The sequence below is a fragment of the Moorena sp. SIO1F2 genome (genome assembly GCF_010672755.1).
In the GTDB taxonomy this organism is placed as follows: Bacteria; Cyanobacteriota; Cyanobacteriia; order Cyanobacteriales; family Coleofasciculaceae; genus Moorena.
In genome coordinates this window covers 1-12,649 of record NZ_JAAHFV010000185.1, presented here as the reverse complement: position 1 = coordinate 12,649, position 12,649 = coordinate 1, and the positions used below count along the sequence as shown (strand labels likewise).

General features: G+C 43.4%; 12 protein-coding genes and 1 pseudogene. 4 read left to right on the top strand and 9 right to left on the bottom strand.

Features of this window, described 5'->3' with window-relative positions:
• The 4 genes from F6J94_RS20400 to F6J94_RS20385 all read right to left on the bottom strand — a co-directional run.
• Window positions 1–658, bottom strand: a 658-nt coding sequence (locus F6J94_RS20400) for an alpha/beta fold hydrolase (RefSeq protein ID WP_367142248.1), incomplete at its 3' end; no start/stop codon positions are given.
• Window positions 659–674: 16 nt separating this feature from the next.
• Window positions 675–1,016 (bottom strand): DUF433 domain-containing protein, encoded by a 342-nt coding sequence (locus F6J94_RS20395; RefSeq protein ID WP_293043729.1) that lies wholly within the window; start codon window positions 1,014–1,016, stop codon window positions 675–677.
• 55 nt (window positions 1,017–1,071) lie between these two features.
• Complete coding sequence (locus tag F6J94_RS20390) at window positions 1,072–2,775, bottom strand: ABC-ATPase domain-containing protein (protein ID WP_293043727.1); 1,704 nt, start codon at window positions 2,773–2,775, stop codon at window positions 1,072–1,074.
• 389 nt (window positions 2,776–3,164) lie between these two features.
• Complete coding sequence (locus tag F6J94_RS20385; protein ID WP_293043725.1) at window positions 3,165–4,352, bottom strand: hypothetical protein; 1,188 nt, start codon at window positions 4,350–4,352, stop codon at window positions 3,165–3,167.
• Window positions 4,353–4,750: 398 nt separating this feature from the next.
• On the opposite strand from F6J94_RS20385, the gene F6J94_RS20380 reads away from it, so the two are divergent.
• Window positions 4,751–5,227, top strand: a complete 477-nt coding sequence (locus F6J94_RS20380) for a M67 family metallopeptidase (protein WP_075896373.1) — start codon at window positions 4,751–4,753, stop codon at window positions 5,225–5,227.
• A gap of 34 nt (window positions 5,228–5,261) precedes the next feature.
• Entirely contained in the window at window positions 5,262–6,434 is a 1,173-nt protein-coding gene (moeB, locus tag F6J94_RS20375) for a molybdopterin-synthase adenylyltransferase MoeB (protein ID WP_075896371.1), read from the top strand.
• Window positions 6,435–6,594: 160 nt separating this feature from the next.
• Here moeB and F6J94_RS20370 read toward each other — a convergent pair whose 3' ends face one another.
• From F6J94_RS20370 to F6J94_RS34370, 5 genes are all read right to left on the bottom strand, one after another.
• Entirely contained in the window at window positions 6,595–7,194 is a 600-nt protein-coding gene (locus F6J94_RS20370) for a DJ-1/PfpI family protein (protein ID WP_293043723.1), read from the bottom strand.
• 293 nt (window positions 7,195–7,487) lie between these two features.
• A complete protein-coding gene (locus tag F6J94_RS20365) occupies window positions 7,488–8,324 on the bottom strand; it encodes a DUF4351 domain-containing protein (protein ID WP_293043721.1) in 837 nt (278 codons plus the stop codon).
• 207 nt (window positions 8,325–8,531) lie between these two features.
• Window positions 8,532–9,329 (bottom strand): DUF4351 domain-containing protein, encoded by a 798-nt coding sequence (locus F6J94_RS20360; protein WP_293043719.1) that lies wholly within the window; start codon window positions 9,327–9,329, stop codon window positions 8,532–8,534.
• A gap of 230 nt (window positions 9,330–9,559) precedes the next feature.
• Window positions 9,560–10,453, bottom strand: coding sequence for an Rpn family recombination-promoting nuclease/putative transposase (locus F6J94_RS20355; protein ID WP_367142247.1), 894 nt, complete (start codon window positions 10,451–10,453; stop codon window positions 9,560–9,562).
• Window positions 10,454–10,508: 55 nt separating this feature from the next.
• The gene (locus tag F6J94_RS34370) at window positions 10,509–10,598 is read right to left on the bottom strand and encodes a PD-(D/E)XK nuclease family transposase (RefSeq protein WP_334219946.1); all 90 of its coding nucleotides are present in this window, start codon (window positions 10,596–10,598) and stop codon (window positions 10,509–10,511) included.
• Between the two features lie 175 nt (window positions 10,599–10,773).
• Here F6J94_RS34370 and F6J94_RS20350 point away from each other — a divergent pair, with 175 nt between their 5' ends.
• Entirely contained in the window at window positions 10,774–12,264 is a 1,491-nt protein-coding gene (locus F6J94_RS20350) for an ATP-dependent DNA helicase RecQ (protein WP_075897107.1), read from the top strand.
• A gap of 165 nt (window positions 12,265–12,429) precedes the next feature.
• Window positions 12,430–12,649: pseudogene (locus tag F6J94_RS20345) on the top strand (hypothetical protein); the annotation flags it as partial.

Here is a 12,649-nt window from a genome sequence, read left to right as displayed (position 1 = left end):
GAATAGCAATGATTTCCGTTAGTCCTGCTACGCGCATCACGTCTTCAAAAATCTCATTTCTCGCCTGAACCACAAATTTACTGCCCCAACTGCCATCAGGTTTAGGTTCAATGCTGGCTTGAAAGACATTTTGCTGAAAGGGACTCCAACCCCGGTATTGTTTTAATTGTTTAGCTTGTGCTTCCGCTTGCTCATAACTGACAAAGGGGCCCATAGCTTTTACAAAAGGCAACACACGGAACAGTAGGGGAAACATAACCTTAAACCACATCGGAATTTTGCCGATGAAAAAGGGATCCACCAAAATTAGGCTGCGCAATCGGGATGGATTTTGCTTAGCCCAGATTGGAACTAATTTACCAGTCCAGGAGTGACCGAGGATATCAGCACTAGACCATCCTAGGTGATCCATTAACGCTTCTAAATCGGCGATGTGATCATCAAAGGTATAGCCTTGATCCGGCTTGCTACTTTCCCCATGACCGCGCAGATCTGGAGCAACGATATGATAGTTTGGGGCAAGGTAATCCCCGAGGCTAGACCACACTAGGCCATGGTCCGCTAAGCCATGTAAGAGTAATAAGGGAGTTTGGCCTTGGTTCCATTGTAGGTAAGACAGTTGGATGTCTGGTAAGTCTAAGGTTTGACGTATGGGCATGATGGGATGATTGCGCTTAAGCCATAGTATAGGTTTTATTCTTGGCTTCTTGTTCCGCTTTTAATTTTCGTAATCGAACTATCCCTGGAGGAGGGTTGAGTTCTTGAGCTTTGTGTTGCTGATGACTCCATTCCAGCCAGTCAGAAATATATTGGCTGACAACTTCTTTGTTGTTTAAGTAGTAAAGAATTGTGGCATAAACTTGCTCCAAGGTAATGGTGTAAAAACAGTTAAGAATTTCTTCGGGAGTACGATTACGATAAATGTACTCATACAGCACATTTTCAATGCCCACTCGCGTTCCTTTGATGCGAATATCATCAGGAGCAATAAAATCAAAATAGTCTTCTATTTTCATTATTTCAAGAATTGGTAATTGCTAATTTTAAAAGCACTGTTGATCCGAATTATCCTCAAAGCACTGACAGGGTTCGCAATCGATTCAGCGCTGCTGCTAATTCCAAGGGGCGGAATTGGACTAAATCCCCTTCAGGAAGGAACGTTAGTACATCCAATCCTTCTTCCTCAATATCTTTCATCACCAGATCCAAAATTTCCGATAGGGTCAACCGTTCATCGATATACTTCTCTTTAGCATAAACAAGAGCTTTGGAAATTCCTCTTAACTGACCTACTTCTACAATCTGCTCAACAGCAGATAAATCAATATTTTCTGTGCCAAACCCTACTTCATCTACATCTCGGACTTTCAATTTTACGGCTTTGCGTCCACGACTGGGGTCAATCCCATCGGCTAATGGTACCCGTGGGGTAATAGTGCCAAAGTGTTTCCCGCCTTCAGCGGTGCGTTCGGTAAAGTATTTTTCGGCAATTAACTGAGCCTTTTCGGTGACATCCTGGGGTTGGAAGTTTTCCATGGCAATGACGGTATCGGCTACATCAAAGTAATCTCCACTGCCTCCCATGACTAAAATAGTAGAAACACCATACTCGGTATAGAGCTGTTGGACTTTATCAATAAATGGTGTAATCGGTTCTTTATCTTTAGCAATCAGCTCCTGCATACGGCGATCGCGAATCATAAAGTTAGTTGCTGCTGTATCTTCGTCTACCAACAGTAACTCGGTACCAGCCTCCAGTGCTTCCATAATATTTGCGGCCTGGGAGGTGCTACCACTAGCATTGGTGGTGGAAAATTTTTCAGTGGAGCGACCTTGAGGTAATTGATTAATAAATGGGGAAATATCTACACCAGCAATCCCCCGACCATCTTCAGCCCGAATCTTGACAGCGGTGGGATTGGTGACTACTAATTCCCGTCCATCTCCAGGAATATGATTGTAAACTCCTAATTCAATGGCTTTGAGCACTGTGGATTTGCCATGATAGCCACCTCCTACAATCAAGGTGATCCCTTCTGGGATTCCCATACCGGTAATTAATCCTCGATTGGGACAAGTGAATGCTACTTGAAGTGTCTGGGGAGATTGAAATGCGATCGCATCCTCTTGTAATGGTTTGTCATCCACCCCACTCGACCGTGGCAAAATGGCACCGTTAGGAATAAAAGCAACTAATTCACGGCTTGCCAGCTGTTGACGCAGCCAATCGGCATCTTCCACTGTTTCTACATGATGCTTAATAGCAGCTGGATCGAGGACTTCATACTTAATGGATTGGTCTATAATATCAGGGATATCTTGGCATAGCATTTCTGCGGCCTGACGCCCAGAAATCCGACGACCACGAGCTGGTAATCCTACCACAAACCGGATTTCTACCCCTTCATCACTCACCAAAGCGGAGGTGCGCTCCAGTACTGATTGCCCGACACGGGTAATGGCAATCAAGCCACTATTCCCGGTACCCCGCCGACAGCTCATTTCCCGAGCTACCCAATCAAATGAGCGAGTTAGATAATCCTCTAGGGCGATGGCTCGGCTGTCAGTGCGATACAGCTCACTGGGGAAACCAGCCACTGACTGGGGTAAGTAAACGCGCACTTGGCTAGGAGAGGCAAAGGGGTCTCCCTGAACCCTGTCAATGACTAGAGTGAAATCTGGAAACTGATAGCTACCCTTGATATCTCTGTAGGATTTGTAGCTGCGATCATCGAGTTGTAGGAGTAACGACTCCAATTGATTGCTAGTTGCCATAATTGCAAGCAGAAAATTGCTTGTTAATTGTCAATGGTTACTATACCAAAGGGAACAGGGAACAGGGAACAGGGAGTAGGGAAAAGGGAACAAAAATTCTCACAATTCCTACACGGATTAGTATAGCCAATTGTCAATTAACAAGGGATTGATGACTTTTGAGTGTTGACTACCCTTATGACTATTGAGTAATGACTTAAGCTATCAGCTATCAGCTAATGCGCTACTTCACAGGCTAGAAGCCTGTGCCACCCAGGCTACTTGAGGTGCTTTTGAATAAAACAGCTAACCATTTGTTTAATCTTAGTGAAGTCACAGGCTGGAAGCCTGTGCCACGAAGCTGACCGCTGACCGCTGACCGCTGACCGCTGAATGCTGACCGCTTAAGTTTACTGACTTGACTGCTCTGATAGATTAACTAGACTTAATTCTTGCAGTGATTTTTCCAGAGCAGCGGTTTCCCAATAGAGCTTAATTGCTCCATGAAAGTTAGGATTTACTGTAATATCATCTATAGTATAGACGTTAACAAATCCAAATTGAATTGCTTTGATTACAGCCTTTCTGGGAATCAATTCAACATATTTTTTCAAGTAACCAGCACTTAGATTCAGCGATACATCAATGCGATGATAATTACCGACATTCACAAACCCAAACATCTTAATATCAATTTCAGATTGTTCATGGAAAACGGCTTGTTGTAGGGTTAAAGCACCAGCTTCAATCAGTTCTTCTATTTGACCGGCGTCTGCCAAGTTTTGCCTAAATAATCCCAGCAGCTTCCCTAAGGTAGCCTCATCTTGATCCTTAAGTACTACTTCTAAGTCTATTCCCAGCTTCTCTTCATTCACAGAGTTTTTGATCAATGCGATCGCACCTTCTCTGAACCCCTGGTCTTGTGGTTGCGTATTCTGGTTGAACAGTAAGCTAGGTTGAGCACTGCTTTGCTCACTTCTATCATATCTATCAATTAAGCCAAACTTAAGTAATAGTTTGTCAATACCTAAAATTTGCTTTTGGGCAGCTTGCCATAGCACTGTTCTGAGGTTAGTCCGAAATTCCCCGATTGGATTTAATAACCACCAAGCTTTACGAGACAGAGACTTTTTAGAGAGATGATTACCCTTATTCCATTGATTTTTCAGCTCCTGATCGCTAAGGTAACGGGACTGAAACGGTAAGGAAGAGTCAGGAATAGAGATTAGTAGTTTCCCGGCCTCATAGGTTAAGCCAGGGGTAAAAATTTTATCTATTTTAATTTCAATCTCATGGAGTTGGAAGATACTGGTGGGTTGACCGAGGATGCTTATTTGAAAATATTGGAGAAATTCCCCTACTGCCTCCATTTGTTGTAAGGCTAATTTTTTTCCTGACTTAAAGGGAATATTTTTACCGATTTTTACAGATATCTTGTAAACCTGTTCCAATGGTATAATGTTGCTAATCGAAATTTTTCGACGTTGCAATGACTCTATTACTTCCAGGTCATGGTGTTTAAAAATATTGGCAGCATTCTCCTGAAAAAAAAATCGATATTCTTCGTTGTTTGCTGTTATAGTGCGGTTAGGAGTCATATCAAACCCTGGTGCCTTAACGACTTGTTAATTGAAAGTTGACGATTGAGACTGGTGAATTGAGACTTGTTAATTTAAATTTGACCAACCCCGAAGACTAATACGTATTACAACCGACAATATTTTACCTATAGCATTTCTACAGAGATCATGAAGAATCTTGCTGATTTTTGATAAAACCAAAAACTATTCCAAGCTCTTGACTACTGTTCCCTGTTCCCTTTTTCGATCAATCCTATGTTCACAACTCAAATACAAACGCGCTTATTACAAGTGATATTATAATTGATAATTTGATAATTGATAATTTTTGGTTAACGGTTGACAGTTGACGGTAATATACACTCAACTGTGAACAAAAAAGAGTTGCATCAAGACATGGTGATAGTTAAATCGGTATGGGCTTAAAACTGGACACTGAGCATCAACTGGCAATTCAAAACCACGCAGAGAGCACCTATCCTGAAGAGTGCTGCGGTTTACTATTGGGTAAGCACCGGGGTGAGGTGAAAACTCTGGTTGAAGTATTACCCACACCGAACAACTGGGATAGTGAAGCAGCTGATGCCTATGCTACGGTTGAGGGCAAACCTCAGGGAGATTATAGCAGACAGCGCCGATTTAGCATTGCACCTGAGGTGCTACTGCGGGCACAAAAAGACGCACGCGATCGCAATCTGGATATAATCGGGATCTATCACTCTCATCCGGATCACCCAGCGGTACCTTCAGAATTTGATCGTGCGATCGCTTGGCAGCAATACTCGTATATTATTGTTGCTGTTGAGGAAGGTAAAGCGTGTGACTTCAGAAGTTGGAGCCTGGATGAACACCACCAGTTCCAGCCAGAAGAAACTATCATTATCAAAGGTTAAGTCCTGAGTCTTACCGCTTCAAACCCAACATGCCATGTTAAATCCCAATCTAGATGAAATCCAATTAAGTAAAGACGAATACGAACGTTACTCCCGACACCTGATTTTGCCCGAAGTTGGGTTAGATGGACAAAAACGCCTCAAAGCTGCCAGTGTCCTATGTATAGGTAGTGGTGGATTAGGTTCACCCCTATTGCTCTATCTTGCTGCTGCTGGAATTGGAAACCTAGGTCTAGTCGATTTCGATGTTGTAGATAGTTCTAACCTCCAACGTCAGGTAATTCACGGGACGTCGTGGGTAGGTAAACCGAAAATTCAGTCGGCCAAAGAGCGGATTCTAGAAATCAACCCTCACTGTCAGGTAGACCTCTACGAAACCCTGCTGAATTCCGAGAATGCCTTGGAAATCATGGCACCCTATGATATTATCGTCGATGGTACCGATAACTTTCCCACCCGTTACCTAGTCAATGATGCCTGTGTACTTCTAAATAAGCCAAACGTCTATGGCTCTATTTTCCGGTTTGAGGGACAGGCGACAGTGTTTAATTACGAAGGTGGTCCCAACTACCGCGACTTGTTCCCTGAGCCCCCACCACCAGGAATGGTACCTTCCTGTGCAGAAGGAGGGGTTTTGGGCATTCTGCCAGGAATTATTGGCGTGATTCAAGCAACGGAAACGGTCAAAATTATTTTAGGCAAGGGGGATACCCTCAGTGGACGTTTGTTGCTGTACAACTCTTTAAATATGACTTTCCGGGAATTGAAACTGGGACTCAATCCAGAACGACCGGTCATTGAGAAGTTGATTGACTATCAACAATTCTGTGGCATTCCCCAAGCTAAAGAAGAGGAAGCCAAACGCCAGATGGATATCAAAGAGATGAATGTCCAGGAGCTCAAGGAACTCATGGATAGTGGTGCGGATGATTTTGTTTTGATTGATGTCCGCAATCCCCATGAGTATGAGATTGCTAAGATTTCTGGCTCAGTTCTAGTGCCATTACCGGATATTGAACAGGGTTCTGGTGTAGCAAAAGTCAAGGAACTGGTTAATGGTCATCGCTTGATTGCCCATTGTAAGAAGGGAGGTCGCTCAGCTAAAGCCTTGGGAATTTTGAAAGAGGCTGGTATTGAAGGGATTAATGTTAAAGGGGGTATTACCGCCTGGAGTCAGGAAATTGATTCATCAGTACCGCAATATTAAATCAAGTATGAAGGATGAAAGGGATATATTGCTTTATTCCTGATGCTTGACTTGATAGTTAAAAGTCAGTCATTAATCGTAGGGTGGGCAGTGCCTACCAACGCGCTTTGCAAGCTTCTGAATCTGTCTGGTGCACTGCCCACCCTACATGAACTTTCGACTAAACCACAACTGGGTCTAAATGCTCGATGCGAGTACCCAAAACCTTGAGGAATTCTGCTAGCCACCGGGGATGAGCAGGCCAAGCGGGAGCTGTTACTAAATTACCGTCTACTATTGCTTGATCTACTGGAATGTCAGCATAGGTTCCACCAGCACGGGTAACATCGGGACCACAGGCTGGATAAGCGGAACATTTTTTACCTTGGATTACATCTGCTGCTGCCAACAATTGAGCACCATGACAAATTGCTGCGATTGGTTTGTTCGCTTGGGCAAAGTGCTGCACGATTTTGATCACATCTTGATTGAGGCGGATGTATTCTGGTGCTCTTCCCCCTGGAATCACTAGGGCATCATAATCTTCAGGATTGATCCCATCAAAGGTGGCATTGAGGGTGAAGTTGTGACCAGGCTTCTCAGTGTAAGTCTGGTCTCCTTCAAAGTCATGAACCGCTGTACGAACAATGTCCCCAGCTTTTTTGTCAGGACAAACAGCATCAACGGTATGTCCTACCATCTGCAACCCTTGGAAGGGGACCATCACTTCGTAGTCTTCTACAAAGTCACCTACGAGCATTAAGATTTGCTTTCCTGCCATGTTATCACTCCTGTGGTTTGAATCGGAATTCCTCTTGAGCAATCCTAATCTATCAAGCTTCTGAGGTTGTTTGCGTAGCGTGGCCTTTTGGCCAAGGTTGTCTGTCAGAATGAAGAATGAAGAATGAAGAATGAAGAATGAAGAATGCAGAATGAAGAATGAAGAATGAAGAATGCAGAATGCAGAATCTATAATTCTAAATTCTCAATTCTAAATTCTCAATTCTAAATTCTCAATTCTAAATTCTCAATTCTAAATTCTCAATTCTAAATTCTTAATTCAAAAATTGGGATTTAGTGCTCCAACCAAACCGCTAAATCCGTTGCGGTCTTAAAATCCAACAACGCTTCACTCAATTCCTCTAATCGAGTAATGGATAATCCCTCAATCTGTTGTTGGAGCACAGGGTCAAGTAAACCTAACCTCAGGGTTAGCAAACGCATCACAATTAATACTGCTTCCTCCTGCTTTCCTCGCTGGAGTCCCTTTTGGACTCCCTTTTGGATAATATCTTGATAGGTAACTGATTCTTCCATAACTTCCTCTAATAACAATCGACGGACTAACTCTTTCTCAAACCGTAAACCAGCCAGTACATCCACACAGGCTGCTAGGTTTCCCCGTAATGGTTTTTCTTCAATTCTATCCACTTCGGCAACCACTTGCTCTAACAATCGATTCGGGCTATTGCTCCTAGCTAGAGTTGCCAAGGGTAACAGAGCTCGATTGGCTAACAGTGGTTGAGGGTCTTGCTCCCACAGACGAATTATTCGATAACGGTGCCAGGTATTAGTATCCCTAAACTCGTTATTGAATACCAGATCTGAGGTCGTAGATTTTAGGAAAATCACGACCTGGTCAATGGGACATCGGTATTTACGTTGTAATCTGACCCAATAGTCTAACATCCGAAATGGTAGTGGTGGCTCGGATTGGGGTAGGGTTTGAAATTCTATGTGCAGAATTTGGTTAGTACTTTGGAGTAGACTCAGAGCATCAGCTTGAATTGGTTCAGCACTTAATTCGGTTTTAAGTACCTGAATATCGCGAGGTTCTTCACCCAATAGCCAATGAAAAAACTCCGATGGGTATTCTTCGGCTAAGTATTTACAGATATTATCGTAAGCCAAGGCAAATTGTTCAAAGTTAATACTATCTCAGACAGTGTAGTGAATCTGAGCTAAAAAAGTGATCGCACCTGGATCTTGTTTATGGAGTCAAGTTATGCTAACCGAGCAATTCTGATTGAGATAAGATCTAAAAAAGACCTGATTATATCAGGTCTTTTCAAAATCATCTTCCCACCAAAAATCCTGGTGAAAACTAACAGTTCAATGTCAGCCGTGCTCCAACCAAACCGCTAAATCCGTTGCGGTATTAAAATCCAACAACGCTTCACTCAATTCCTCCAATCGAGTAATGGATAATCCCTCAATCCGCTGTTGGAGCACAGGGTCAAGTAAACCTAACCTCAGGGTTAGCAAACGCATCACAATTAATACCGCTTCCTCCTGCTTTCCTCGGTCGAGTCCCTGCTGGAGTCCCTGCTGGAGTCCTTTTTGGACTCCCTTTTGGATAATATCTTGATAGGTGACTGATTCTTCCATAACTTCCTCTAATAACAATCGACGGACTAACTCTTTGTCAAACCGTAAACCAGCCAGTACATCCACACAGGCCGCTAGGTTTCCCCGTAATGGTTTTTCTTCAATTTTATCCACTTGGGCAACCACTTGCTCTAACAATCGATTCGGGCTATTACTCCTAGCTAGAGTTGCCAAGGGTAACAAAGCCCGATTGGCTAACAGCGGTAATGGATCTTGCTCCCACAAGCGAATTACTCGATAACGGTGCCAGGTGTTAGTATCCCTAAACTCATTAGTAAATACCATCTGTGAGGTCGTAGATTTTAGGAAAATCACGACCTGGTCAATGGGACATCGGTATTTACGTTGTAATCTGACCCAATAGTCTAACATCCGAAATGGTAGTGGTGGCTCAGATTGGGGTAGGGTTTGAAATTCTAGGTGCAGAATTTGGTTAGTACTTTGGAGTACACTCAGAGCATCAGCTTGAATTGGTTCAGCACTTAATTCGGTTTTAAGTACCTGAATATCGCGAGGTTCTTCACCCAATAGCCAATGAAAAAACTCCGATGGGTATTCTTCGGCTAAGTATTTAGCGATGCAGCGCGGTCTTGGGGGTTTCCCCCATGAGCGACTGCATCAAGACACAGATATTATCGTAAGCCAAGGCAAATTGTTCAAAGTTAACACTATCTCAGATAGTGTAGTGAATCTGAACTAGAAAATTGATCGCACCTGGATCTTGTTTATTGAGTCAAGTTATGATACATTACTAGCTTTTAATTAGAGTTCTGTTGGAGCCAGTTGAGTAAGTCTTCCCTGGTCTGGAAATCCCAGATGGCTTCTGATAAACGGTCTAGGTCTTGATTCGTCAAAGCTTCGATTAATGCCATGATATTACTGCTTAGTTTGCCAAAACGGCGCTCAAGCTGTCGCAATATTACCCTTTTTTCCCCTTGTACTCGTCCCTGTATTATTCCCTGTTCTATTCCCTGTATTATTCCCTGTTCTATTCCCTGTATTATTCCCTGTTCTATTCCTTCCCGTTGAGCTAGACTCAATGCACCTCGCGTGTCCTCCAAGACCATCTCCTGCTTGCGGAGTTTTTCCAATTCTGACACACTCAACCCCGCTTGATTCGCTATAGTTAAGGCTTTTTCTAGCTGTGGGATTTCCCTGAGATTGTCAGGAATAATTTCTAAGCTGGGTGCTTCTTTGATAAAATATATCCACTTATCTATCACACTTTCTAACTCTTCCAGCTGCTTAGTGAATTTGGGAAGTTCCACAAACACCATCGCTAATTCATTTTCCTGATAAGGCAAGTGCTCTTCTTTTTCTTGAAAGTAAAAACAGCTAATTACTTTTTCGGTTGATGGGAATAACTTAAAATCCGTGATGGTTAACGCAATGACTGGATTGAGATCGAAATATCCCTGTCCCGACTTTAGTTGATTCCCATAGGTTTTGCACAAGTTATAGACCACTCGCTTCTCGAAAGCCTCCACATTCCAGATTTGCATTTCAATCAGCACAGTTGTTCGATCCTCTAATACTGCCTTAACATCGAGATAAACATCCACATAAGTGTCTTCTAACTCCACTACATCCCCGGCACTATAGGGGTCAAGGATTTCTAAATCCTGGATTACCGACTCCCCGGAGTAGATCATGGCATTGAGGAGCGATGCAGCGCGGTCTTGGGGGTTTCCCCCATGAGCGACTGCATCAAGACAAGGAAATCAGAATATCCTTACTTTGATCTGAGCCAAAGATTTTCTTGAAAGCAAAGTCAGTTTTGGGACTAATGAATCTCATGGTTTTCGCAGTTTATGAGCTAGAGTGGTTAGTCAATGTCTTTACTAAGAAATTTTACGGACATCGTTTCAGTAATCATCCTAGCAAAATCCGTTGATATTCTGGTGTATAACCGGTCAGCATTTCTCTAAGCTTAAAAGGAATCAACGGAAGAAATCAACGGGAGTCAAGCAGGATGATTGTTCAAAATACTAGCAATACTACTAATCAATCCAGTAATCATCAATGGGATGATGTTCGTGCAGCGTTGAAACGATTCTGGGGCTACGAGGATTTTCGACCTCCCCAAGGTGAGATTATTCGGATGATTTTAGAACAACGGGATGCTTTAATTGTTTTGCCTACTGGTGGTGGTAAGTCGATTTGTTTTCAACTACCAGCTTTACTACAAACTGGATTAACATTAGTGATTTCTCCACTGGTAGCATTGATGGAAAATCAGGTGCAGGAATTGCGCGATCGCAAATTACCTGCTGCTCTGTTACATAGTGAATTACCTCGCTCCCAACGGCAACAAACCCTTCAAGCTCTAGAAAAGCAGCAACTGCGATTGCTCTACTTATCCCCAGAAACCCTACTCAGTGCAGCAGTGTGGAAACGATTGTGTCAGCCACAGCTTCAGATTAATGGATTGATTTTAGATGAAGCCCATTGTTTGGTTCAATGGGGTGATACCTTTAGACCTGCTTATCGCCGTTTGGGTGCAGTAAGACCAGCACTGCTTAAGTGTAAGCCCAAGGGAACAAAAATTGCGATCGCATCCTTTACTGCTACCGCTGACCCCAAGGCTCAACAAACCATCCGCAAAGTCTTGCAACTGCGACAACCTCAAACATTTTTAATTAGCCCCTATCGAGACAATCTTAACCTCCAGGTCCAAACCGTCTGGACTCCCAAAGGACGTCGCCAACGAGTATTGACCTATATTAAAGCCAGACCTAAACAAGCTGGGTTAGTCTATGTCCGTTCCCGAAAAGATAGTGAAGTGTTAGCGCAATGGTTTACTTCCTTGGGGTATTCCACCGCAGCTTACCACGCTGGCTTGGGTGCTCAGGAACGTCGGAAAATTGAAGCCAGCTGGATTAGTGGTCAGACCCAATTTGTGGTATGTACCTGTGCCTTTGGCATGGGGATTAATAAGCCAGATGTACGCTGGGTCGTGCATTTCCAAGCACCTTTACTCTTATCGGAATATATTCAGGAAGTAGGTCGTGGCGGCAGGGATGGTAAACCAGCGGATGCTTTGACCTTAGTCAGTGAACCAACGGGATGGTTAAATCCAGAGGATAAGCAACGACAAGAATTTTTTGCCCATCAAATGCGATCGCAATACCAACAAGCTCAACAGTTAGCAAAGCAATTACCAGCCCAGGGAGAAGTAGCCAAAGTAGCCAAAGAGTTTCCCAATGGTGCCATAGCTTTAGCACTCCTCGATAGTGCTGGTCAACTAGAATGGATTGATCCATTCCATTACCGACAACACCGGTCTCGAAAATCTTCCTCCCTAGCACAGGTTAGTACTATCCAACAGCAAGCCCAGTCTCAGATGAATCAATACCTGAAAACTCGCCAGTGTCGTTGGCAATTTTTACTACAGGCATTTGGTTTTACTCAAGAAGCGGTTGGCTTTAGATGCGATCGCTGTGATAATTGTTTATCCCATTGATCAATTGGATTAGCTAATTCGTCTTAGGTTTTAGGGAGTCGGGAGTCGGGAGTCGGGAGTCGGGAGTCGGGAGTCGGGAGTCGGGAGTCGGGAAAAAAATTATCACAATTCATTGACGATTAGTATATTTTTTTTTCGGATATATTTCCATTTTTTTTCGATTTCATGTTTCCGTGGATCTCGATAAAATTACTCCTCAAAAAAACGCGATGTTCTGAAATAAACCCTACGGGATTCCATTTTAAAATTTCCCCTCTGTTCCCGATTCCCGATTCCCGATTCCCGATTCCCGATTCCCGATTCCCGATTCCCGATTCCCGATTCCCGATTCCCGATTCCCGATTCCCGATTCCCGATTCCCGATTCCCGATTCCCGATTCCCGAT